The organism is Geodermatophilus sp. SYSU D00697, from assembly GCF_054050175.1.
This window is the reverse complement of sequence record NZ_JBJGYV010000003.1, coordinates 226,611-250,043: the sequence shown is the minus strand read 5'-3', so window position 1 is coordinate 250,043 and position 23,433 is coordinate 226,611. Positions and strand designations below refer to the sequence as shown.

Genomic DNA, 23,433 nt, shown 5'->3' with positions numbered 1-23,433 from the left:
GGCCTATTCCCCGACGCGCCGGGGGACGCCTGTGACGAACGGGACGTCTGCGACGCCGGAACGACGTCGCTCCCCGGAGCGCCGGCCGGCTCCCGCGGTCTCCCTCAGCCGGTGGTGACCCTGGCCGGCTTCCGCGCCGCAGTCCGCTCCTCGCTCGCTGCGTCCCCTGGCCGCCCCCGCGGTCGCTCGGCTCCTCGCTCGCTGGCGCTCGCTGCGATGCTCCCGCGGCTGTCAGCCGGCGGTGACCCCGGCCGGCTTCCGCGCCGCAGTCCGCTCCTCGCTCGCTGCGTCCCCTGGCCGCCTCCGCGGTCGCTCCGCTCCTCGCTCGCTGGCGCTCGCTGCGATGCTCACTCCCTGTCGGCGGCCGCGCTGGCTGCGACGCTCCCGCGGCTGTCAGCCGGCGGTGACCGACTCCTGCTGCCGCCGCCACCGGATGCCGGCCTCGATGAACGCGTCGATGTCGCCGTCCAGGACGGCGCCGGTGTTCCCGGTCTCCTGCTCGGTGCGCAGGTCCTTGACCATCTGGTACGGGTGCAGGACGTAGGAGCGCATCTGGTTGCCCCAGCTGCTGCCCTCCCCGCGCAGCGCGTCCATCTCGGCGCGCTGCTCCTCCTGCCGCTTGGCCAGCAGCCGCGCCTGGAGCACCCGCATCGCCGCCGCCCGGTTCTGGATCTGGCTCTTCTCGTTCTGGCAGGACACGACGATGCCGGTGGGCAGGTGGGTGATGCGGACGGCGGAGTCGGTGGTGTTGACGCTCTGCCCACCCGGGCCCGAGGACCGGAAGACGTCGATGCGGATCTCGTTCTCCGGGATGTCGACGTGGTCGGTCTGCTCCACGACGGGGAGCACCTCGACGCCGGCGAAGGAGGTCTGCCGGCGTCCCTGGTTGTCGAACGGCGAGATGCGCACCAGCCGGTGGGTGCCCTGCTCGACCGAGAGGGTGCCGTAGGCGTAGGGCTGCTTGACCGCGAAGGTGGCCGACTTGATCCCGGCCTCCTCCGCGTAGCTGACGTCGTAGAGCTCGACCGGGTACTTGTGCCGCTCGGCCCAGCGCAGGTACATGCGCATGAGCATCTCGGCGAAGTCGGCGGCGTCGACGCCACCGGCCTCCGAGCGGATGGTGACCAGCGCCTCGCGGGAGTCGTACTCCCCGGAGAGCAGGGTGCGGACCTCGAGCTCGTCGATCGCCTTGCGCAGGCTCTCCAGCTCCCGCTCGGCCTCGGCCAGCGTGGCCTCGTCGCTCTCCTCGGCGGCCATCTCGTGCAGCAGGCCCACGTCGTCGAGCCGGCTGCGCAACTCCTCGACCCGGCGCAGGTCGCCCTGCAGGTAGGACAGCTTCGAGGTGAGCGCCTGCGCGGCCTCGACGTCGTTCCAGAGGTCGGGCGCGGCGGCCTGCTGCTCGAGGTCGGCGACCTCGCGGCGCAGCCGGTCGACGTCGAGGACCGCCTCGATCGACCTCAGGGTCGTGTCGAGCTCGTCCAGGACGACGGAGAAGTCAGCGGCCACGCCTTCCCAGGGTAGTGCGCCCCCGCCACGGGGAGACACTGGCTGCATGACCGAGCCTCGCCGGCGCCGGACACGGGCGGACTACCAGCGCGGACTCCCCGACCACCACGACCCCACGGCCGGCATCGGTGGCGCCGCGCCGGCGCGGTCAGCCCTGACCCTGCGGCTGGTGCTGGCCGCCTTCGGCCTGGTCGTCTGCGCCGTCGCCGGAGTGCTGTGGCTGACCGCGGACCTGCCCGTGTGGCCGGCCGTGGTGCTGCTCGTGCTCGCCGTCGTCGCCCTGGTCGACCTGGTCGTGGTGGCCCGCCGCAAGCGACGGGGCGAGCCCGGCTGAGCCGGTCCACGGGTCAGTCGGCGACACCCCGGGCCGGCGTCCGGGCCGTGGCCCGCTCCGCCATCCACGGCACGACCTCCGCCGCCGGCATCGGCCGGGCGATGTGGAAGCCCTGGGCGGAGGTGCAGCCCAGCTCGGCGGCCAGGGACAGCTGCTCGGCGGTCTCCACGCCCTCGGCCAGGCTGCGCATGCCACACGCGCGGCCCAGGGCCACCACGGCGGCGATCGCCGCCGCTGCCGCGCTCCGGCGGCCCTCGGGGAAGGTGACCAGGCTGCCGTCGATCTTGAGGATCCCGGCGGGGATGGCGACCAGCTGGCCGAGCGAGGAGTAGCCGCTGCCGAAGTCGTCGATGCAGACCTCGACCCCCCGGCGGCGCAGCTCGGCGAACTGGGCGGCGGCGCGTTCGGCGTCCTCGGCGACCGAGCTCTCGGTCAGCTCCACGACCAGCTGCTCGGCCGGCAGCCCGGACTCGGTCAGCGCGTCCTCGACGTCGCGGAGGAGCGTGCCGGTCGAGAAGTGACCGGCGCTGATGTTCACGCCGATCACCAGCTGGAGCCCGGTGCGCGCCCACGCCGCGGCCTGCCGGGTCGCCGCGCGCAGGACCCACCGGGCGACCGGCGTCATCAGGTCGTGCTGCGCGGCGATCGGGAGGAAGTCGGCCGGCGGGAGCAGCCCGCGCTGGGGGTGCTCCCAGCGGACCAGCGCCTCCACGCCGGTGATCCGCCCGGTCGGCAGGTGCAGGACCGGCTGGTAGTGCAGCACCAGCTGGTCGTCGAGCACGGCCTCCCGCAGCTCGGCGGCGACGGTGGCCCGCCGCTGGGCGGCGGTGCGCAGGTCGGCGGTGAACAGGCGGACACGGTTGCGGCCGGCCTCCTTGGCCGCGTACATCGCCAGGTCGGCGTCCCGGACCAGGTCGGTCGAGCGCACTCGCGGCGAGCCGGGGTCCGGGGCCGTGGCGATGCCGATGCTCACCCCCAGCCGGACCATCCGGCCGCCCAGGTCGAAGGGCCGGTCGATGCTGCTCCGGCAGCGGTCGGCCAGGGCCTCGGCACCGGGGGTGTCGCAGTCCCGGCACAGGACGACGAACTCGTCCCCGCCGAGCCGGCCCACGGTGTCGCCGGCGCGGGTGCTGCCGGTGAGGCGGCCGGCGATCTGGCGGAGGAGGTCGTCGCCGGCGTCGTGCCCCAGCGAGTCGTTGACGGTCTTGAACCCGTCGACGTCGAGGAAGAGCACCGACACCGGGCCGCGGTCGGCCCGCTGCAGTTCGGCGTCGATGAGCTCGTGCAGGTGCGCGCGGTTGGGCAGCTCGGTGAGGGTGTCGTGGCGGGCCCGCCAGTCCGAGGCCCGCTCGGCCCGGACCCGCGAGGTGACGTCGGTGTGGGTGACCACGACCTGCCCGGCCTGGTCGACCCGGGAGGCCTGCAGGTGGTACCAGCGGGTGCCGTCGGGGCGCTCGAGGGCGTAGTCGGCCTGGACCGAGGCGCACTCGCCCCGGGAGAGCGCCCGGAGCCGGTCGATGAGCGACACCGTGCCGGAGCCGGCGCTCAGCCGCCGCGCCATGGCGTAGTAGTCGCCGTCCAGGCCGACCCGGATCCGGTCGTCGTCGAGCAGGTCCGCGGCGCTCTGCCAGGCGGTGTTGGCCAGCAGCACCCGGCCCTCGGCGTCGATGAGCAGCGTCGGCGAGGGCAGCGCGTCGAGCACGGCCTCGACCGCGACCGCGGAGCTGCTGCTGGGGCCACCACCCCGGCGGCGCACGTCCAGCGGCAGCTGGTGCTCCTCCGGTCGTCGCGCCACGCACTCTCCTGCGGTCTGCCGGCCACCGCCCCCGGCGGCCTCCCCTCGATCTTCCCCGGCCGGCGCTGGAGCCGGCGCGGGATCCGTCATACCCCGGAGGCCGGGCCGGGCGACCACCGGGTCAGCGCTCCGGTTCCCGGGTCTCGGCGACCACCCACCGCAGGTAGTCCGGCGACCCGTCGACCAGCGGCAGGGCGATCACGCAGGGGACGTCGTACGGGTGCAGCTCGACGGTGCGGGCCACGATCGCGGGGACCAGCGACCGGCGGGTGTGCAGCGCGACCCGCGCCTCGGGCTCGTCGTGCACCTCGCCCTCCCACCGGTACACCGAGCGGATCGCGGCGAACCGGTGCCCGCAGGCGGCCAGCCGCTCCTCCACCAGCGTCCGGGTGTAGCCGGCCAGCCAGTCGGCGTCGGCGCCGGTGACGACGACCTCACAGCAGTCCTCCACACACCCATCCTCGCCCGGCGCGCGTGCGTGGACCGGCCGCCGCGCGGGGTAGGGCCCCGGCATGAGCGACGAGATGACCATCCAGCTCGACAGCGAGGAGTACGTGCTGCGCCTCGAGGCCGGCAGCCTGCGGGTGGGCCGCCGGGTGGCCGGCGAGGTCACCTGGCTCGACGACGTCGACCCCGGCCTGCTGCCCGAGGCCGCGCGGGCGGCGCTGGAGCGCGGTGACACCGACGACCAGGCGCTGCGGACGGCGCTGCACGGGGTGGTCCAGGCCGAGGTGCAGCGCGGCGGCTGAGGAGACGGCCGGGGGTCAGTCCGCCACCAGCTCGGCGGCCCCCTCCGGCCACCACTGCCCGGCGGGCGGCGCACCCCGGCAGGTGCCGTCGGAGTCGCCGGGCTGCTTGATCCACAGCAGCGCGTCGACCCGCTCGTGGCCGGCCGACGTGGTGGGCGCCTCGCCCAGCCGCCGCCCCGGCGGGTTGCACCAGCGGTCCTCGTCCGAGTCCGCCTGCGGCACCGGGCCGGCGCCGTTGCGGCTGGTGTCGATGACGAAGTGGGCGACGGGTGTCCCTGGCGCCGCTCCCCGCTCGAGTTCCCGGGACAGGGCCAGCCCGTAGTCGGCACTCGCACCCGTCGTCTCGAAGTTGGCGACGTTCAGGGCGAACCCGTCGGCCTGCCCGATGTTGCTGCGCCGCAGGGCGTCGGCGAGCACCGGCAGGTCCTGGATCCAGCTGGCGTTGCCGGCGTCGAGGTACACGCGGGCCTGCGGCTGCCGGTCGAGGATCGCCACGGCCTGCCCGAGGAGGTCGAAGCGCGCCGCGGGGTCGACGCCGGCGCAGCCGGCGACGGCGTGCGCGACGGCGTCCGGCTCCAGGACGACGACGGCGGGCCGGTCGCCGAGGGCCGCGGCGAAGCTGCCGATCCAGCTCAGGTAGGCGTCGACGTCGGCCGCTCCTCCCGCCGAGTAGGAGCCGCAGTCCCTGCCTGGGACGTTGTAGGCCACCAGGACCGGCAGCTGCCCGGCGGCGGCCGCGCCCTCGGAGACCTCCAGCACCGCCTCGTAGGGGTTGCCCGGTGCGGCGATCCAGGTGGCGGTCGGCTGCTCGGCCAGCGGGGCGAGCGCCTCGGCCTCGGCGTCCCGGCCCTCGGCCCGCGCCTGCTCGACGGCGAGGGGACCGTGCCCCTCGGGGTTGACCCACAGGTCGCCCGCCAGCCGGCCGGGCTCGGCGGGAGCGGCGGGCGACGGCGCGCCGGCCGGGGGTCGGTCGGCCTCGGGCGCCGCGGCGCTGCTGCAGGCGACGACCGTGCTCGCCGCGACGGCCAGGACCGCCGCCCGGACCGGCCGCCGCCGGGAGGTGGACCGGCTCATGCGACGTGCACCCACCGCGCCGGGGAGGGGACGCCCTCCGCGTCGAGGACGACGAGCATGTACCAGCCCGAGGGCGTGAGGCCCTCCTCGACCGGCACCCCCAGGTCGTAGGTGCCCGGGCCGCAGCAGCCCTCCGGGCAGTGCTCCTGCCCCTGCGCCCGGGACGGGTGTGCCGCGGGGTCACCCGGCGGGCAGGACGTCGCCCCGGCCGGCGCGACGTCCAGGGCGATCGAGCGCTGCTCGGGATCGGTCTGGTGGGTCACCGCGCTGGGCCGCAGCAGCCGGGCCCCGGCCACCTCCGCGCCGTCGACGGTCACCCGGAAGGTGCTCCCCCGGGTGACCTCGGTGGGCGCGGAGGTGAGGTCCGGCCGGTCCCCGGCGAAGAGGTAGGGCGGGGAGTAGATCTCGATCCGCGTGTCGAACCGCCCGGGGATGGTGTTCTCCTCGTCGGAGAACAGCGGGTCCGAGCCCATCGTCATGACCCGGCCGTCGGGCAGCAGCAGCGCGGTGGCGTGGTAGTTGCGGCCCACCTCGTTCGGCGCCGCCTCGTCCGCCTCCCCGGTCTCCGGGTCGAACAGGGTCGTCAGGTGCAGGTCGCTGTGCGAGTTGCCCCGGTACCCCACCGAACCGCCGGTCAGCAGCGTGCGGTCGTCGGGCAGCGTGACGGCGTTGACGTAGCGGGCCGGGCTCGGGTGGTCGGCCAGTGGCACGTACCGGGGTTCGGCGTCGGTGAGGTCGACGACGTTGAACCGGGCCGTCGACTCCTCGCTGTCGCCCACACCGCCCCCTCCGACGATGGCGACCCGCTGGTCCTGCGCCGGCGCGAGCAGGAACGACGTGCTGGTCTCGTTGTACTGCGGGTCCTCGAGGCCCTCGACGTCGGTCCAGGAGTTGTCCCGCAGGTCCCAGATCCCGGGCTGACGCCCCTCCAGGTGCGAGCCGTAGCCGGTGTTGGAGCCGCTGTAGAACAGCCGGTGGCCGTCCGCCAGCCGGAACAGGCCGGGATAGGTCGGGAAGTAGCGCTCCAGCTCGGGCCGCTCCTCCCAGGTGCGGGTGTCGGGGTCGTAGACCTCGTTGGCCCCGTCGATGACCAGGCCGTGCTCGTCGAGTCCGGAGACGGCGAGCACCTCGCCACCCTCCAGGCCGACCAGCGTCGGGTACCAGCGGGACTCGGTGAGCCGGCCGGTCCGCACGTAGGTCTCGGAGGCGACGTCGAACTCGTAGGAGGCGTCCAGGCCCCGGTAGTTCTGCTTGTCCAGGGTGACGCTGTCGGCCTGGCCGTAGAGGTCCCTGCGCCGGTCGGGCGCGACGTCCTCGACCTGGAACTGCCGGCTGCCGGTGACGACGTACCCGTCGCCCTCCTCCTCGGCCTCGATCCACACGGCCTGCGCGCCGGCCATCCAGGTGCCGTCGGGCATGGCGTGCGCGGGCGGCACCGTGACGTCCTCGGTCGACAGGTAGGTGCGGCCCTCGGCGGTGAACCGGGTGCCGGCGGGCAGGGTCACCGCGGCGCCGTCCCGCTCGTTCTTCACGGTGAGGACGCCGGCGGCCCGGTCGACGTCCGCGGCCAGGACCTCGTACTCGCGGGTGCCGCCGGCGATGAGCAGGTTGCCGTTGGGCAGGTAGGCGTGCCCGGAGCAGAAGAGGTCCTCCGGGGTCGGGACCTCTTTCGACTCCCCGGTGACCGGGTCCCACACGACGGTCCGGAAGGTGCCGGCCTCGAAGTCCCGGGCGTCGTTCCCCGACCCGGCGATCAGCAGCACCTTGCCGGTGTACAGCAGCGCGGCGTGGACGGCCTGGACGCGGTACTCCTCGGGGAGCTCGATGGTCTCCCACGAGCCGAACTGGGCCTTGTAGTCCGGGCGGCTGCGCTGGAACTCGGTGTAGGCGTCCTGCGCGACCGCGGTCACGACCGGGCCGTTGGCGGCGACGAGTCCGGCCACCGCGGCCAGGACCAGGGCGGCGTTGCGCAGCCGGCGCAGCGGCCGGGGCTTGCGGCGGGTCATCGGGAGCTCTCCTGGGCCAGGGGGACGGCGGCGGCGTGGTTGCCGACGAAGGTGACGGCGGGTGCGCAGGGACCGGTGGTGGGGGCGAGGACCGGGGCGGCCGTCGTCCGGCCGGGCCTGCGGAGGCGCGCGCGCACCAGGCCGGCGACCCAGATCGCGACCGGCAGCAGGCAGGCGACCAGGCTGAGGACCGCCCAGACGCGGATCTCCGGGTGGGTGTGCCCCCACAGTTCCGACATCACGAGGGCCACGACCAGCAGCCCGGCCCACCGCAGGTGCTTGGCGAAGGAACCCGGCCGGTCGCCGCTGACCGCGCCCTTGCGGGTGACGGCGAAGCTGATGTCGCGGTTGCGGATCGCCGCCCACAGCGCGCTGACGTACACCGGCGTCGACAGGACCGACACGAGCATCCCGCTGATGCCCGAGGAGCCCTCCTCCTCGTGCGGGCTGACGTTGTGCCGGCGGTTCCAGAAGTAGACGCCGACCTGCAGCACCGCGGCGTTGGCGTAGAGCATCACCCACAGCTGCGCGGAGACCAGGAGCCCGGCCACGCCGGTGAGCAGGTAGGCCACCAGGTTGGTCACGCCGAGGACCCAGCTCAGTGCCGTCGCGGGGTAGAAGGCCATGAGCAGCCGGTAGTGCGCCCGCCGCCACGCCGACATCCCGCGGGCCGCCGTGCGGAACCGGCGGAGGACGACCTCGTCGGTGCCCCGGGCCCAGCGGCCCTGCTGGGTGAAGTAGTCCCGCCAGGTGGACGGGCCCTCCCCGACGGCCAGGACGTCCGGGGTGTACACCGACTTCCACGCCGCGCCGGTCTCCGGGTTGACGCTCGCGTGCCACACGACGCTGGTCGCGGCGTCCTCGGTGATGGAGTCCTGCAGCCCACCGATCGCCCGCAGCGCGGACAGGCGGACGGCGTTGTTGGTGCCGACGAACATCGCGGTGGTGAAGCGGTTCGCGGCCCGCTGCAGGACGCTGTGGAAGAGGTACTGCTGGGACTCGGCTGCGCGGGTGATGAAGTTGTCGTAGTTGCCGTACACCTGCGGGCCGACCACGAAGGCGACGTCCGGGTCGTGGAAGTAGCCCATGAGCCGCTCCACGAAGTTCGGCAGCGGCACGTGGTCGGAGTCGACCGAGACCCAGAAGTCGTAGTCGTCGCCGTGGGCGTCGAGCCAGGCGTTGTAGTTGCCGTGCTTGGTCCGCGCCTTGTGGCGCCCGGTGTCCTGGTTCCAGTCCGGGACGCCGTGGCGGGTGAAGTGCCGGACGCCGAGCTGGGCGCACATTGCGCGCACGTCCGGGTCGTCGCCCTCGTCGAGCAGCCAGACGTCCAGCGCGCCCTCATACCGGACCGCGACCGCGGCCTCCAGCGTCCGGCGCACCATCTCGAGCGGTTCCTTGCTCGGCACGATCGTGGTCACGAAGGCGATGCGCTGCCGGGTCAGGGGTGCCACGGGGATCGGGTCGCGGGCGTTGAGGGTGGCCACCGCGAGGGTGAACACGTTGACCAGCCGCAGCAGCTCGATGACGGCGACGCTGACGATCAGCGCCACGGCCAGGACCGACTGCCAGTCGGCGGCGAGCTCGGGGTGGTGCGCCGGCCGCACCAGGAAGGCGAGGAACGCCAGCTCGAAGAGCAGCGCCGTGCTGACGAGCAGCCAGGCCCGGGCGCGCGCCCGGCCGCGGGTCACCGGCCGGAACCGGACCCGCGAGTCCGCCGGCGGTGCCTCCAGCGGACCGGCGAGCTCGCTGAAGTCGTCGTAGGGGTAGGTCGGCTGGGCGGCGAGCTCAGCCACGTCGGGACGTGACCACGGGGCTGCCTCCTTCCCGGGAACCGGTCAGCCGAGGGCAGCCGGGGACCCCGCGGTGCGGGGTTCGAGGGCGGACGAGGGCGAAGGGCACCTCCGGGACGGCGCGCCGGGCAGGCGGCCGCCGGCCGGCGCGCTCCGGAGCGGGAGCAGCCGGCACGGAGGGAGGGCCGGGACCGGGAGCCGCGCGGTCCGTCGATCGGGACCGACGAGGCGCCGGTGAGGAGGGGTGCGCGCAGAGCGGGCGGCTAGCCCGCGGCGGCCACTCGCGTGGGCGGGCGGGGGCGCGCGGCGCGGGTCATGGTTCTCCTGCTCAGGCGGGTCGGACCTGACAGGACGGCGGTCTCGCCACTCGTTCCCCGGATGGTCTGGCGACCGTCTTCTCCCCCGTGCACCGATGCGGCGTCGGTGGGACCACCCGGATCTCCACGTCGTCCTGGCACGAGTTCACGTGCCGTGACCGACGTTAGCCAGACCTCATCACACAGAGCTACCTCGTCGGGGTGGTTCACCCGGACGAGTGACCTCGTGGAGCACCGAGCCCAGAACCGTGTGTCACCGGTCACCGGTCAACCAGCCCACGACTGTTGGTTGAGCAGCGCATCCACCTGAACGAGCGGGTCGCGCCCCGTCACTCCACTCCCGGCGCGCCGATCACGTTCAGTGACGGGCGTCCGAGCTCCGAGAATCACGCACAGTCACATCCGGCGGGTGGCTGCACGTCGCCGGCACCCGGCGGGGGGCTCAGGCCGGCAGCTCCACGGGGAGCCCCGCGGGCAGCCAGCGGAACCGCTCGCGCACCTCGGCCGGCCCCGCGGCGAGCTGCCGCTCGGCCGCCGAGCGCCCCTGCCGGAAGTGCGTCCAGCCCTCGTAGTGCACCGGGACGGCGGTGCGGGGGCGCAGCAGCCGGCACAGCTCCACCGCGTCGCGGCCGGTCATCGACCAGCGGACCGGCCCGGTCACCGGGAAGCGCACCCCGCCCAGGTGCAGCAGCGCGGTGCCGACCCGCAGGCGCTCGGCCACCCGGCGGACGCCGTCGAACAGGACGGTGTCCCCCGAGATCCAGAGCACGCCGTCGGCCTGCCCCTCCCAGCGGAGCGCGAAGCCGGTCACCTCGCCGCTGATCGGTCGGCTCAGCGGCGGGCCGTGCCGGGCGGGGGTCGCGGTGACCTCGATGGCCGGGCGGCCGGGCGCGGTGAGCGTCGTGGTGGCCCAGGGCGGCAGCCCGCGCGCGGTGCCGCCCAGCCGTCGCGCGCCGGAGGGGGTGGTCACGACGACGCCGGCCGAGGGCAGGAGCGCCCGGCCGGCGTCGTCGAGGTTGTCGCCGTGGGTGTCGTGGCTGAGCAGGACGGCGTCCACCGGCACCAGGTCGTCGACGCCGACCGCCGGCCCGTGCACCTTCCGCGAGGAGCTCCCCCAGCCGAAGGCGTACCGCCGGCCGGGTGGATCCAGCGTCGGGTCGGTGAGCAGACGCCAGCCACCGACCTCGATCAGCACGGTCGGCCCGCCGACGTGGGTGAGCCGGACGGTGTCCCCCGGCCCGGCGGTCACTGGGCGCCGGCGACCTCGGGCCGGCTCCCCCGGGCGTGCGTGACCGCCCACTCGAGCACGGTGTCGGCGATCTCCTCCCAGCCCTCCTGGGCGGGCAGCAGGTGTGCGTAGCCGGCGTACTCCCGGAGTTCGGTGACCGTCCGCGGCGACCGGTAGTGCTTGGCGTTCGACCGCTGCACGCTCGGCGGCATGATGTGGTCCTCGCCGCCGGAGACGAACAGCAGCGGCGGCCGGGCGTCGTTGGCGTAGTCGACCGCGGCGTCCTGCGGGCCGGGCATGAAGTTCGCCAGCACCGTGCTCCACAGGATCCGCCCGGGCGCGGGGATCGCGTAGCGCTCGTACAGCCGGCGCGACTCCTCCTCGCTGAAGGTGTTGGTGAACGCGTAGTGCCACTGCTCGAGGGTCAGGGGCACCGCGCGGTGCCGGTTGGCCGGGTTCTTGAAGGCCGTGAACACCGACCGCAGCTGCGAGAGCGGCAGCACCCGCACCCCCTCGGTCGGCGCGGAGTTCAGGGTGACGCCCACCGCGCCGTGGCCCCGGTCCAGCAGGAGTTGCACGAGCGTGCCCCCGGCGGAGTGGCCGATCAGGATCGGCGGGCGGTCCAGCTCCCCGAGCACCGACTCCAGGTGCGCGACGATCTGCGGCAGAGTCACCTCGGCGATCGGCGTGGGGTCGGCGTTGAGCGCCTCCACCTCGACCTCGAAGCCGGGGTAGGCCGGGGTGAGCACCCGGTAGCCGCGGCGCTCGTAGCGCGCCTTCCAGTTCTCCCAGCTGCGCGGGGTCACCCAGAAGCCGTGGACGAGCACGATCGTGTCGGGGGTGCCGGGAGGCGGGCCCTCGGCCGGGCGCGGGGTGGGGACGGCGTCGGTCATGTCGGCTCCTCGGTCAGGCGCGCGCGAAGGCGAGCAGGTCGGCGGTGAACTCCTGCTCGTGCGCCCCGGTGAGGCCGTGCGGCTGGCCCGGGTACACCCTGAGCTCGGCGTTCTTGAGCAGCTCCGCCGTCTTCGGCGCGGAGTCGGCGAACGGCACGATCTGGTCGTCGTCGCCGTGCGCGACGAGCACCGGGACGTCGATGCGCGCGAGGTCCGCGGTGAAGTCGCTCTCGCTGAACTGGCGGATGCAGTCGTGGGCGCCCTTGAGGCCGGCCATCATGCTCATCCGCCAGAAGTCGTCGAGCTGGCCCTGGGGGACCTCGCTGCCGGGCCGGTTGGGCCCGTAGAACGGGATCGCCAGCTGGCGGTAGTACTCCGAGCGCCCGCCCAGGACGCCGGCCCGGATCTCGTCGAAGACCTCGATGGGCAGGCCCTCGGGGTTGGCGTCGGTCCGGAGCATGGTGGGCGGGATGGCACCGAGCAGCACGGCCTTGGCGACCCGGCCGGTGCCGTGGCGGCCCATGTAGCGGGTGACCTCGCCGCCGCCGGTGGAGTGCCCGACCAGGATCACGTCGCGCAGGTCCAGCCACTCGATGAGCGCGGCCAGGTCGTCGGCGTAGGTGTCCATGTCGTTGCCGTCCCACGGCTGGCTCGACCGGCCGTGTCCGCGGCGGTCGTGGGCGACGGCGCGGAAGCCGTTCGAGGCCATGGCGAACATCTGCCGGTCCCAGGCGTCGGCGCACAGCGGCCAGCCGTGGCTGAACACGACCGGCTGCCCCGAGCCCCAGTCCTTGAAGAAGATGTCCGTGCCGTCGGAGGTCGTGAACGCGGTCATCTCGCAGCTCCCGTCGGTGGTCTCGGCTGCCTCCCGCGGCGCAGCCTGGCAGGACGCCGTCGGCGCTGCTGGACCCTCGCTGCACACCTCTGGCCCCTGCCTGCACGCCGGGTCCGGCCGGACGGCCCTTCTCCCCGGCGGTCCGCGCTGCCAGACTCGTCGCGCGCGCTTCCCAGGTCCGGCGCACGACGAGGTCCGTCGGCTCCCGTCCTCGTGCGTCCCCGAGGGGGTCCCGATGCTCCTGCTCGACACCGCCGCGCTGCCACCCGAGGAGCGGGCCGACGCCTTCCGCGCCGCGTTCGGCCAGGCGTCGGTGCCCTGCCGGATCGAGCACCTGGGCCCGACGCGGGAGCTGCGCACGCGCATGCACCTGTGGCACTACGGCGAGGCGAACCTGTTCACCACCGACTCCTCGGGCTTCCGGCTCGTGCGCGACGACCGGCACGTCCGGATGGAGAGCACCCCGGTCGTGGCCCTCGCCGTGCAGTTGCGCGGGGTGGGCGAGTTCAGCCAGTTCGGCACCGACCGCCTGGTGGGCGCCGGGGAACTGATGGTGAACGACCTCGCCGAGCCCTACGCGTTCTCCTGGTCGGGCGCGGGCGGCTCGCGGGCCTTCCAGGTGCCCGCCGAGCGGCTCGGGGTGCCGGCCGCCGTCGTCCGGGCGGCGGCGCCGCGGTTGCGCGCCAGCCCGCTGCACGACCTGGTGCGCGACCACCTCGTCCGGCTGGCCCGGGACGCCGACCGCATCGCCGGGGACCCCGGTGCGGCGGCGGTGGGGACGGCGACGACCGAGCTGGTGCGGGCGCTGCTGGTGTCGGCCGCCGCACCCGACCGGCTGGCCGCGGCGGTGCGCGCCGAGACGCTGGTGACCCGGGTGCTGGCCCACGTCCACCGGCACCTGACCGATCCGGAGCTCACGCCGGAGCGGATCGCCGCGGCGCACAACGTGTCGGTGCGCCAGCTGTACAAGGCCTGCGCCGACGCCGGGGTGAGCCTGGAGCAGACCGTGATCCGGGAGCGGCTGGAGCTGGCGCGGGCGCGGCTGGTGTCGCCGTCCGGGAGACGGCGGTCCATCGCGGCGACCGCCCGCGCCTGCGGGTTCGCCGACCCGAGCCACTTCACCCGGCGGTTCCGTGCGGCGTTCGGGACGACCCCGCGGGAGTGGCAGCGCACCGCGGCCGGCTGACGCCGGGTCAGGTGCGGGGCAGCTCCGCGGCCGGGGTCTGCGGGCGCTGGCCGAGCAGCAGCAGCTCGGCGTCCGTGGCCTCCAGCGGCCGGGCGAACAGGTAGCCCTGGCCGACCGCGCAGCGGCCGTCGAGCAGCCGGGCGCGCTGGGCCTCCGACTCCACGCCCTCGGCGACGACCTCGAGGTCCAGGGCGCGGCCGAGGTCGACCAGGCCGCGGACGATCGGCGGCATCTCCTCCTCGCCGGTGATCGTGGCGACGAAGGACCGGTCGATCTTGAGGACGTCGACGGTGAACTGCTGCAGGTAGCCCAGCGACGAGTAGCCCGTGCCGAAGTCGTCGAGCGCGACCCGCACGCCCAGCGCCCGCAGCGCGGAGAGGGACTCCGCGGCGCGCTCCGGGTTGCCCACGAGCGCGGTCTCGGTGACCTCCAGGACCAGGGCCGACGCCGGCAGGCCGCTGGCCGACAGCGCGTCGCGCACCTGGTCGAGCAGGTCCGGCGAGGCCAGCTGCACGGCCGAGACGTTGACCGACATGGTGGTGTCCGCGGCGGCGGGGTGCTCGCGGCGCCAGGCGGCGGCGGTCCGGCACGCCTCGCGCAGCACCCAGCCGCCGATGTCCCCGATGAGGCCGAGGTCCTCGGCGACGGGGACGAACCGCATCGGCGGCACGGCGCCGAGGGTGGGCGACTGCCAGCGCAGCAACGCCTCGAACCCGCGCACCCGCTGGTCGGCCAGGTCGACGACGGGCTGGTAGACCAGCCGGAACTGCTCGGCGGCGAGCGCGCCGGTCAGCTCCTGCTCCAGGTGGCGCCGCTCGACGGCGGCCGCCCGCATGTCGGGGTCGAAGACGACGGAGCGCCCGCGACCGGAGACCTTCGCCGCGTACATGGCGATGTCGGCGTCCCGGACCAGCGACTCGCCCGTGGCGTCCTCGGCGGCCACCGCGATGCCCACGCTGCCGCTGATCCTGACCTGCTGGCCGGCCAGCAGCATCGGCTCGGCCAGGACGGCGAGCACGCGGTCGGCCGTGACACCGGCCTCGCTCCCGCCGTCGCCGGTGCCCTCGACGAGGACGGCGAACTCGTCGCCGCCCAGCCGGGCGACGGTGTCCCCGGCGCGCACGGCCGACCGCAGCCGGGCGGCGACCTCCCGCAGCAGCTCGTCGCCGGCCTGGTGGCCGAGGGTGTCGTTGACCGCCTTGAAGCCGTCGAGGTCGATGAAGACGACCGCCGCGGAGACGTCGCCCCGGGCGCGGCGGCGCAGCGCCTGGCCGACCCGGTCGGCGAACAGCGCGCGGTTGGCCAGGCTGGTGAGGGTGTCGTGGAAGGCCTGGTGGGTCAGCGCCTCCTCGGCGCGCTTGCGGGCGGTGATGTCGGTCAGGTGCACGACGACGCCGCCCACGTCAGGGTCGGTGCTCAGATCGGCCAGCCGGACTCCGAGCCAGCGCTGTTCGCCGTCGCGGCGGCAGGTCAGCTCGGCATCGACGACGGCCCCGCCGGCGGCCAGCGCCTGCGCGAACACCCGGCGGGCCTCGTCGCGGTCGACCCCGGACAGCCGCACGAGGTCTCCGGCAGTCAGCTCGGCCGGGGCCCCTGCGCCGAGGACGCTGCGCAGGGTGGCGGGGTCGCTGAGCAGCCGGCCGTCCGCGGTGAGGACGGCGACGGCGTCCGAGGAGTGCCGCGCGAGGGCGGCGCTGTACCGCTGCTGCGAGTGGACCAGCGCCCGGGTGGCCGCCTCGGCCCGCAGCACGCGGCTGACCCGGACGAAGACCAGCAGGGCGAGGACGAGGGTGCCGCCGAAGACGGTGACCGGTGCCCCCTTGGCCCCGGTGATCCCGCGGAGCACCTCCAGGCCGGCGGGCACGAGCAGCGCGCCGAGGCTGACCGCGAGGCGGGCCAGCGACGGGACGGCGTCGGCCGGCTCGGTCGCGCCGTGCTCCGGACGGGGAGGGGAGCCGGCCGCGACCGCGAGCAGCAGCGCCCCGAGCAGCCAGCCGGTGTCGAACCAGACGCTGGCGATCTCGGGGTCGGCCATGAGCAGGAAGCCCAGGTCGGAGACGAGCCAGCAGGCGGCGCCGGCGGCGACGGCGAGCGGTGCGCGCTCCCCGCGGGTCCGGGTGGCGACCAGGCGGAAGACCAGGCCGATGAACGCGGCGTCCAGCGCCGGGTAGAACGCCCAGACGATGCGGGTGAGCACGGGGAGGGTGTTGTCGGTGATCGTGCCGGCGACCGACAGCTGCCAGACGAGCATGAGCATCGCGACGAAGACGCCGGCCCCGTCGAGCCAGCCGTCGAACTGCTGCCCCCGCGAGCGGCCACCGCTGTTGGCCATCCGCACCAGGCCGAGGGCCAGGGCGAGGTAGCCGCCGAGGTAGGCGACGTCGGCGACGGAGACGTCCTGGATCTGCCCCGCCCAGCTGTAGAGGAACCACACCACGTCGCCGAGGGTGGTGAGGGTGACGCCGAGGGCCACGAGCACGGCGGCAGAGCGCCGGCCCTGCCGCAGCGCGCCCCGCCAGGCCAGCAGTGAGGCCGCGGTCATCACGGCCAGGTAGATGCCGTCGGCCGTCCCCGTCCCGTAGGAGGCGGCGTGGGCGGCCAGGGCGACCGCGACCAGCGCCAGGCAGACCCGCGACGCCGGCCTCCGCCGGCTCCCGTGCTGGAGCACTCCTGCGCTCACGCGCCACCGCCTCTTCCTCGTCCGTCGGCGGTGGCATCGACGCGGCGGCCGGGCGGCTGTACCGGCGGAGGCGGGACCTCACCCCCGCGGGTGACCCGGTGCCGTCGCGACGACGGCGACCAGCGGAGTGCCGGGGGCGATCCGCAGCGGGGGCCCCGGGCGGAGACCGGCCGCGGTCAGCTGGGCGAGCAGCGCGCCGGTGTCGGGCAGCTCCATGGCGCCCTCCTGCGCGCGCAGCAGCAGGTCGAAGTGCCGGCTGAACAGGTGCGGCGTCGCGACGGTGGTGATCACCACGAGGACCCCGCCGGGGACGAGCAGGTCGGCGACCGCGCGCAGCAGCGCGACCCGCTCGTCGGCGGCCACGTAGTAGACGACGTTGGCCAGCAGGGCCAGGTCGACCGGGTCGACCCGTCCGGCCAGCTCGCGGACGTCGGCCCGCAGGACCTGTGCCCGCTCGTCGAGCCCGCGCCGGGCGAGGGTGCGCTCGGCGAGGGGGACGGCGTCGGCGTCGACGTCCACCCCGACCCCCACTGCCTCCGGCGCCGCGGCCAGCATCGCGGCGAGCTCCAGCCCGGTGCCGCACCCGACGTCGAGGACCCGCCGCGGCCGCCGCTCGGCGACGGTGCGGGTCAGCAGGTCGTGGACGAACGGCTCGAAGGCGGCGGAGACGCGGGCGATGAGGGCGCCGCGCTCGGCGACGTCGCGGCGCGGTGGGCCGCCGGCCAGCTGGGTCCGCAGCTCCCGGTAGACACCGGTGTGGAACCCGGCGAAGGCCTCGTACGTGGCGCGCGCCAGGTCGTCGCGGACGACGGCGCGGCCCTGCCGGGTCAGCTCCCAGGCGGCGTCGTCCCCCCGCACCAGGCCGGCTGCGGCGACGACGCGCAGGAACGCCGCGCACAGCTCCGGGTCGCCAGCGCCGGTGCGGCGGACGAGGTCGTCGGTGGAGCCGGGCCGGTCGGCGAGCGCGTCGAGGACGCCGGTCTCCAGCGCGGCGGCGACCAGGGAGAGGCGGACGGCGGCCAGCCCCTCGCGCGTCGCCCGCAGCCGGGCCCGCAGGTCACCGGCGCGCAGCAGTTGCACCGTCGCCCGCGCGCTGAGCATCCTCGGCACGGTGGCCTCCTCCCTCGGAGTCCGCGCCACTGTGGCCGCCGCTCGGCCGGTTCCGCCAGCACCTGTGCTCCGGCGGCCGGGCGGGACCGCGACGGAGCGTTCCTGCCGCCGACCTGGACGAGGGGCGCTCGTCCACACATCAGATGAGCCGACCCCTCCAGCTGCTTGCGCGGGACCGCAACTGGGCCGCCTGTGCGCCTGTCACCGCAGCGACGGGAGTTGCAGGCGTTACCGGACCCGTCTGTTCCGGTAACGGTGTCGGCGCTGCCGGGTGTGTCACGGCTCCACCCGCCCGGCAGCGTCCTAGCTTCCGGTCCGACTTGTACAGCGAGTGATCGCCTGACATCGGACAGGAACGGCAGACATGAGGAAGCGCCTGGTGGCAGTGCTGGCCACTCTTGGGCTCACGGTAGGAGGCGTCGCAGTGGCAGCGCCGGCCCAGGCCGACGTCCGCTGCACGATCACCAACTTCAGCCCCCGGTCCGTGGTCGTGGGCCTCTCCCCCGTCACGCGGACCTTCGGTGTCTCGACGTCGGGTTGCTGGTCTGTGGACTACTGGAACGTCGATCACGCCGGCTCCGAGTTCTATGCGTCTACTTACTACCCCCAGGAGACGTTCAACCCGAACCTCTACTGGAACAGCAACGCAGGACCCAAGGACGTGATCGTCGAGGCGGAGAACGGCGACTGGGTCACCACCGAACGGACCTTCGTCGACGGCTTCTCCTTGCTACGCCGCACGACATGGCAGAGCGGCACCTTCAACGCGAGCCCGGAGCCGGCGAGGAAGGGCAGCCAGATCACCGTCAAGGGTCGCCTGCTCGTCGCGGACTGGGACCGCATGGCCTACGTGGGCTACGCCGGACGCACCATCCAGGTCCAGTACCGGACCCTCAACGGCACGTACCGGACCGTCAAGACCGTGAAGACAGACCGCAACGGCTGGGTCAACACCACCGCGACGGCCAGCGCCACCGGGATCTGGCGGCTGCACTACGGCGGCAATTCGGTGGCTGCCGGTTCGGTCCCGGTCGGCGACTCCGTCCAGGTCCGGTAGTACTGGCATCTCCCGGTCACCACGCGATGGCCGCCCGCTCCTCCGAACGGGCGGCCGTCGTGTGCTCTCGGCCGTCGACGTAGCGGTCGCGCTCGACGAGGAACTCCCCTGTCGCGGTGTTGGCGTCGATGAACTCCGGCAGCAGCGGGATCCGCACGGTCACGGTGACGCAGACGGCGAACTCCTCCCCCGGGCTCAGCGTCGGCGCGTACTCGCCGGCCGCGTCGCGCCCGGCACCGGCCGGCGCGTAGGCCACCCGGACGTCGGCGGCGTCGGTCGACTGGTCAGCCACCGCCACCCGCGCCGCCGCTGAGGGGGACACCCCTCGCTGTCGGCGGGCCATCCCCGCGCGCGTCATAGACCCAGGGCGCGCACCATCGCGGCACGGGTGCGCGGCCCGACCACACCGTCGGTGGCGAGCCCCTGAGCGCTCTGGAAGTCGCGCGTCGCCTGCTCCGTCATCGACCCGAAGACCTCGTCGACGTCGAGACGCCGGTCGAGGGCCTGGACGAGACGCCACTGCCAGGTCGCCACCGCAGCTCCGCGGTCACCGCGGCGGAGCAGCTGGTCCCCGGTCCCGGGCTGCGCGTGGACGACGTCGACGGCGACGCGGGTCGGGCCGCTGAGCGTGGTGGCTCGGAGCCCGGTCTCGGCGGCCACTCCGATCCCCCAGGTGAGGACGCCCTCGAAGTCACCCGCGTCGGCGATCTGACGGAACGCCGCGAACCCCGTCACGTCGGGTAGCGGGCCGGTCCGCGTCGGGGTGCCGTCGTCCCGGTGCGCGGCCGCAGGCTGCAAGGTGACTTCGACGACGGCCCGACCGCGGAGGGGGATGGGCCGGCCGGAACCGTCCTCGATCAGCTGGTCCACGTACCGAACGCGGAACCCGGGCGCCGGACCCTCGAAGTCGAAGACGAGCCGGTCGAAGTCCTTGTTCCGGCCGGCGCGGACACCCACGAGGAAGGTCCGGCCGACGTGGTGCGTCCCTGCCTCCTCGATCGGGCCCGTCGTCAGGGTGCCCGAGATCGCCTGTCCCAAGAGTTCGGTCATGCACACCACCGAACTCTCGCGCCGTCACGGGGCCATTACGTGCACCTCCCGCAGCTCTGGTCGCGACCCGCCCGACCGCGCCGGGTGCAGTCGTGGGTGTATCTCGCGCGACGTCGTCGGCCTCTGCTTCGTGCTCGCGCACGGCGCTGCGGCTCCTCGTCCGGTGGGGCTCCCGGGAACGAGCTCTTGCTGTCAGGCTGAGGAGACGCGCATTGCGCCGGTGCACCCTCCGCAGAGCAGGAGAGACCGATGGCGCGCCTGATCGCGAGAGTCACGTCCACCAGCGCGCGAGCCCCGCTGGCTCGGCTCCTCACCGCACCCCTCGGCCTGGACGTGTGGGAGGTCAGGTCCGACCACCTGGTGCTGCAGGCCGACGAGGCCCAGGCCGCCCGGCTGGAGGCCATGGGGTACGGCGTGGAGCAGGTGCAGATGCTCGAGCCCTACCTGTCGACCTTCGCGACCGACGCCGCGGCGACCGGCTACCACACGGCGGCGAGCCTGGAGCAGGACATGCGGCGCCTGGCCGAGGAGCACCCGGAGATCGCCGAGTTGCACGAGATCGGCCGCAGCGTCGAGGGGCGGCCGCTGTGGGCTCTGCGCATCGGCGAGCGCCGGGGCAGCACCCGCAAGGTCGCCTTCCTCGGCTGTCACCACGCGCGGGAGTGGATCTCCGTCGAGGTCCCCTACCGGCTGGCCGAGCACCTGCTGGAGAACTCGTCGTCGGACCCGGTGCGGGACTGGCTGCAGCGGGGCGAGGTGTGGGTGGCGCCGATGGTCAACCCGGACGGCCACGAGTTCTCCCGCACCGACTTCCGCCTGTGGCGCAAGAACCGGCGACGGAACCGGGACGGCAGCGTGGGCGTCGACCCGAACCGCAACTACGGCTACATGTGGGGCACGCTCGACATCAGCACCTCCAGTCACGTCCCCTCGGACGAGACGTACGTCGGCCCCCGGGCCTTCTCGGAGCCCGAGGTGCGCGCGGTGCGGGACCTCGTCGCCCGGCAGCTCTTCAGCGGCGTCCTCACCTACCACAGCTACTCGCAGCTGATCCTGTACCCGTGGGGCTACACGTCCGAGCCGATCGAGGACGAGGCCGACCTGGGTGAGCACCGCGACCTCGCCCAGGACATGGAGCAGCTCATCCGGAAGGTGCACGGGAGGACCTACACCGCGCAGCAGTCCTCGGAGCTGTACCCGACGGCGGGTGACACCACTGACTGGACCTACGGCGAGTACGACGCCGTGTCCGTCACCGTCGAACTGCGCCCGGCCTCCGCGGCGGAGGGCGGGTTCATCCTGCCGGCCAGCCAGATCCAGCCCTGCTGGGAGGAGAACCGCCCCGCGGCGTTGGAGTTCATCCGGCACACGCTCGAGCGACCGGAGCACTGACCTGTCATGAAGCGGCCAGAGCCCACGTGCAGCCTCGCGGCGAGGCGGGCCCCCGGCGCTGCAAGCCGGTGAACACGGGCGAGGGCGACGAGCCGGTGGTCGCCCGCGTGACGCCGGAGACCGGCACCAGCGTCGCGGAACTGCTCGGCATGCCCCTGGGACTCGACGTCTGGGAGCGTTCCGCCGACCACCTCGTCGTCGCCGCGCCGGAGAGCCGGCTCCGCGAGCTGGAGCGGCGGCGGTTGGCCCGGGTCGACCGCTGGGCCACCGCAGCGCAGTACGTGGCCCGGATGCAGGCCCGGCCACCGACCGAGGACGAGGAACCGGAGCCCCCGGGGGGCGGCGGGTGACCCGCCACCTCGCCGTCCCCCGGCCGGTCCTCCCTGCGCACTGGCGTCCCCTGTCCTGCGCGGACGGGCGGCAGGCACAGTGGCGCACCCAGCGCTAATCTGCATGCATGCCCACGATCCAGATCCGAGACGTCCCCGAGGACGTCCACCGGACGTATCGGCGTCGGGCCGCGGACGCCGGCATGAGCCTGCAGGAGTTCCTCCTGGCAGAGCTCGTCGAGGGCGCCCGCGCACAGACGCCGGCCGAGGTGGTCGCCGAGGTGCGACAGCAACTCGAGCGCAGCTCTGGTCAGGGCTTCAGTGGCACCTCCTCGGCCGAGTTCGTCCGGGCCGAACGCGAGAGCCGGTGAGGGTGCTCGATGCTTCGGTCGTGACCGACGCGATGGCCGTCCGCGGGGTCGCCGGTGATCGCGCCCGTTCCCTCGTCGCCGAGGAGTCCTGGCTGCACCTGCCGGCAGTGGCCGGTGCGGAGATCACCTCCGCGCTGCGGAACATGGCGTTCCGGGGCCTGCTCAGCGCCGGCGACGCCCGTGCGGCTGCGGTCCGCGCCTCACGGCTGCGCTCGCGGCACTACCCGTTCGAGCCGTTCCTCGAGCGGGTGTGGGCCCTGCGGGAGAACGTGACCGTGTACGACGCCTGGTACGTCGCGCTGGCCGAGGCTCTCGACGCGACCCTGGTCACGGCGGACGACCGGCTGCGCCGTGCCGACGGTCCCCGCTGTCCCGTGCTCAGTCCCGAGGAGGCCATCGCACGGGGATGACCGTGGTGCGGCGACGGTTGAGGATGGCCAGCACCAGGGCCGCCGTCATCACCGTGACCATCACCCAGCCCGGGACCTCGCCCGCTCGGGATCCTTCCCCCGCACCCGCTCGGCCAGTGCGGCCAGCGCCGCGAGGACCTCCGTGAAGCCCGGCATCCGTCGTCCTTCCTGTCGTGTCCGCGGGCTCATCGCGCCAGCGGGACGATGCTGATCAGCCCCGGGAACAGGGCGAAGGGAACGGTGACCGGCAGCACCAGGAAGACGACCGCCACCGCTGTCGACGTACAGGCCCAACAATGAGAAAAACACCGTCGCCGGTGGACATGCATGCACCGCACAGACGTCGGAAGCGAATGGCGCGGAAGCAGGCCTGCATGCCTTGAGCGATCCGCAAGCCTGACAGTTACCCTTGATTGCCCTCGGGCAGCGGCTCTATTCCGATATCACACAGTAACCCATAGACCAGCCGCGCATCCTTGCTGTCGCACCACGAGTGGTCTGGCACCATCGGATCGGCCTTGCATGCCCTAATGTATTCATCGATACACTTCCCAGCGACTCCTCCTGCGGCCCCTCCATTCGCGAGGCTCCCGATCTTCTCACGACTGGCAGCCCGCTCGAGAGCCTTAGTTAGGCCACCCGTACGCACCTGCACGACGCGAATCCCCGCATCTGGATGCAGAAATATGACTACGGGGTCTGTCTCGCTCGACTGCTCGTAGTGCAAGACTGCGGTTTCGGGCACGTCGATATAACTGCCAAACTCGCTCGGACTTGGCGAAATCCGCACAACACCCTCCGGAGAGGGGGCCACGAAGCCGCTCAACCTGACGAACGGCGTTCCTTCGAAGCGCTCGACCAAGAATTTGAGGTGCGGGTGTGGTTGAGGGCGGGCCATTTTGCAACCTCCTTCGGGATATTGCGGAGGGCCGCAACATACCGCTATCAGTAGGAAGGACCTGCACGGCAAGTAGACAGAGGGGCCGTGACGCGCTCCCTCCTTTCTGTATGCGCTAGGAGGGCAGTAGTGCCGCCCCTTGCGCGCCACGTATCTGTGGAAGGTAGTTCGCCGCCGTCACGGAGGCGTCACCGCAGTGCCACAGACCGCCTTGTGAACAGCCTGGCTAAGCCTGGCCGTTGCTTCAACCACGACGGCGCGGTCTGAGTCGAGGGTGGGCAAAACGTGCCTGGTTCAGACGGGTCGCACCGGAAAGACGACCGGGACCGCAAAGGAGACGGGGTGTCCTTGTCATCGCATGCACGTCGTCATCCCGGACATGACATACGCGGGGGTAGCTGACCTGCTCGAAGGCACTCGACC

At 73.7% G+C, this 23,433-nt stretch carries 21 protein-coding genes; 8 read left to right on the top strand and 13 right to left on the bottom strand.

All coding sequences use genetic code 11. The features are described 5' to 3' along the window. Window positions 1-393 precede the first annotated feature (393 nt). On the bottom strand, window positions 394-1,506 hold the full coding sequence (gene prfB / locus ACI79C_RS04870) for a peptide chain release factor 2 (protein ID WP_456944493.1): 1,113 nt from the start codon (window positions 1,504-1,506) through the stop codon (window positions 394-396). A gap of 46 nt (window positions 1,507-1,552) precedes the next feature. Between prfB and ACI79C_RS04865 the strand changes: the two genes are divergently transcribed. Next, window positions 1,553-1,840: a DUF6343 family protein gene (locus ACI79C_RS04865; RefSeq protein WP_456944492.1), complete on the top strand. Its 288-nt coding sequence runs from the start codon at window positions 1,553-1,555 to the stop codon at window positions 1,838-1,840. A gap of 13 nt (window positions 1,841-1,853) precedes the next feature. On the opposite strand, the gene ACI79C_RS04860 is transcribed toward ACI79C_RS04865, so the two are convergent. Together ACI79C_RS04860 and cutA are read right to left on the bottom strand one after the other, a co-directional pair. Continuing rightward, window positions 1,854-3,635: a putative bifunctional diguanylate cyclase/phosphodiesterase gene (locus tag ACI79C_RS04860; RefSeq protein WP_456944491.1), complete on the bottom strand. Its 1,782-nt coding sequence runs from the start codon at window positions 3,633-3,635 to the stop codon at window positions 1,854-1,856. A gap of 121 nt (window positions 3,636-3,756) precedes the next feature. After that, a complete protein-coding gene (gene cutA / locus ACI79C_RS04855; RefSeq protein ID WP_456944490.1) occupies window positions 3,757-4,086 on the bottom strand; it encodes a divalent-cation tolerance protein CutA in 330 nt (109 codons plus the stop codon). 61 nt (window positions 4,087-4,147) lie between these two features. On the opposite strand from cutA, the gene ACI79C_RS04850 reads away from it, so the two are divergent. Next, a complete protein-coding gene (locus ACI79C_RS04850) occupies window positions 4,148-4,384 on the top strand; it encodes a hypothetical protein (RefSeq protein WP_456944489.1) in 237 nt (78 codons plus the stop codon). A gap of 15 nt (window positions 4,385-4,399) precedes the next feature. Here ACI79C_RS04850 and ACI79C_RS04845 read toward each other — a convergent pair whose 3' ends face one another. The 6 genes from ACI79C_RS04845 to ACI79C_RS04820 form a co-directional block, all read right to left on the bottom strand. After that, window positions 4,400-5,458, bottom strand: coding sequence for a glycoside hydrolase family 6 protein (locus ACI79C_RS04845; RefSeq protein WP_456944488.1), 1,059 nt, complete (start codon window positions 5,456-5,458; stop codon window positions 4,400-4,402). Next, a complete protein-coding gene (locus ACI79C_RS04840) occupies window positions 5,455-7,464 on the bottom strand; it encodes a galactose oxidase-like domain-containing protein (RefSeq protein WP_456944487.1) in 2,010 nt (669 codons plus the stop codon). Before ACI79C_RS04840 ends, ACI79C_RS04845 begins: the two co-directional genes overlap by 4 nt. Beyond that, complete coding sequence (locus ACI79C_RS04835) at window positions 7,461-9,257, bottom strand: glycosyltransferase family 2 protein (protein WP_456944486.1); 1,797 nt, start codon at window positions 9,255-9,257, stop codon at window positions 7,461-7,463. Before ACI79C_RS04835 ends, ACI79C_RS04840 begins: the two co-directional genes overlap by 4 nt. A gap of 756 nt (window positions 9,258-10,013) precedes the next feature. After that, window positions 10,014-10,820, bottom strand: a complete 807-nt coding sequence (locus tag ACI79C_RS04830) for an MBL fold metallo-hydrolase (protein WP_456944485.1) — start codon at window positions 10,818-10,820, stop codon at window positions 10,014-10,016. Continuing rightward, window positions 10,817-11,692 (bottom strand): alpha/beta hydrolase, encoded by an 876-nt coding sequence (locus ACI79C_RS04825; RefSeq protein WP_456944484.1) that lies wholly within the window; start codon window positions 11,690-11,692, stop codon window positions 10,817-10,819. The genes ACI79C_RS04830 and ACI79C_RS04825 overlap by 4 nt, the downstream gene beginning before the upstream one ends. Before the next feature lie 13 nt (window positions 11,693-11,705). Next, window positions 11,706-12,527, bottom strand: a complete 822-nt coding sequence (locus ACI79C_RS04820; protein ID WP_456944483.1) for an alpha/beta fold hydrolase — start codon at window positions 12,525-12,527, stop codon at window positions 11,706-11,708. 235 nt (window positions 12,528-12,762) lie between these two features. On the opposite strand from ACI79C_RS04820, the gene ACI79C_RS04815 reads away from it, so the two are divergent. Further along, entirely contained in the window at window positions 12,763-13,713 is a 951-nt protein-coding gene (locus tag ACI79C_RS04815) for an AraC-like ligand-binding domain-containing protein (protein WP_456944482.1), read from the top strand. 7 nt (window positions 13,714-13,720) lie between these two features. Here ACI79C_RS04815 and ACI79C_RS04810 read toward each other — a convergent pair whose 3' ends face one another. Beyond that, a complete protein-coding gene (locus ACI79C_RS04810; protein ID WP_456944481.1) occupies window positions 13,721-16,393 on the bottom strand; it encodes a putative bifunctional diguanylate cyclase/phosphodiesterase in 2,673 nt (890 codons plus the stop codon). A gap of 78 nt (window positions 16,394-16,471) precedes the next feature. Continuing rightward, on the bottom strand, window positions 16,472-17,494 hold the full coding sequence (locus tag ACI79C_RS04805) for a methyltransferase domain-containing protein (protein ID WP_456944531.1): 1,023 nt from the start codon (window positions 17,492-17,494) through the stop codon (window positions 16,472-16,474). 388 nt (window positions 17,495-17,882) lie between these two features. Between ACI79C_RS04805 and ACI79C_RS04800 the strand changes: the two genes are divergently transcribed. Then, window positions 17,883-18,560 (top strand): hypothetical protein, encoded by a 678-nt coding sequence (locus ACI79C_RS04800; RefSeq protein ID WP_456944480.1) that lies wholly within the window; start codon window positions 17,883-17,885, stop codon window positions 18,558-18,560. A 16-nt stretch (window positions 18,561-18,576) separates the two neighbouring features. Here the strand turns inward: ACI79C_RS04800 and ACI79C_RS04795 are convergent, their stop codons facing one another. Further along, window positions 18,577-18,852 (bottom strand): hypothetical protein, encoded by a 276-nt coding sequence (locus ACI79C_RS04795; protein ID WP_456944479.1) that lies wholly within the window; start codon window positions 18,850-18,852, stop codon window positions 18,577-18,579. 62 nt (window positions 18,853-18,914) lie between these two features. After that, window positions 18,915-19,610 (bottom strand): peptidoglycan-binding domain-containing protein, encoded by a 696-nt coding sequence (locus ACI79C_RS04790; RefSeq protein WP_456944478.1) that lies wholly within the window; start codon window positions 19,608-19,610, stop codon window positions 18,915-18,917. Between the two features lie 249 nt (window positions 19,611-19,859). Here ACI79C_RS04790 and ACI79C_RS04785 point away from each other — a divergent pair, with 249 nt between their 5' ends. The 4 genes from ACI79C_RS04785 (at window position 19,860) to ACI79C_RS04770 (ending at window position 22,112) form a co-directional block, all read left to right on the top strand. Then, window positions 19,860-21,002 (top strand): M14 family metallopeptidase, encoded by a 1,143-nt coding sequence (locus ACI79C_RS04785; protein ID WP_456944477.1) that lies wholly within the window; start codon window positions 19,860-19,862, stop codon window positions 21,000-21,002. 68 nt (window positions 21,003-21,070) lie between these two features. Continuing rightward, window positions 21,071-21,352 (top strand): hypothetical protein, encoded by a 282-nt coding sequence (locus ACI79C_RS04780; protein WP_456944476.1) that lies wholly within the window; start codon window positions 21,071-21,073, stop codon window positions 21,350-21,352. 107 nt (window positions 21,353-21,459) lie between these two features. After that, a complete protein-coding gene (locus tag ACI79C_RS04775) occupies window positions 21,460-21,702 on the top strand; it encodes a FitA-like ribbon-helix-helix domain-containing protein (protein WP_456944475.1) in 243 nt (80 codons plus the stop codon). Then, the gene (locus ACI79C_RS04770) at window positions 21,699-22,112 is read left to right on the top strand and encodes a type II toxin-antitoxin system VapC family toxin (protein WP_456944474.1); all 414 of its coding nucleotides are present in this window, start codon (window positions 21,699-21,701) and stop codon (window positions 22,110-22,112) included. The genes ACI79C_RS04775 and ACI79C_RS04770 overlap by 4 nt, the downstream gene beginning before the upstream one ends. Window positions 22,113-23,433 lie beyond the last annotated feature (1,321 nt).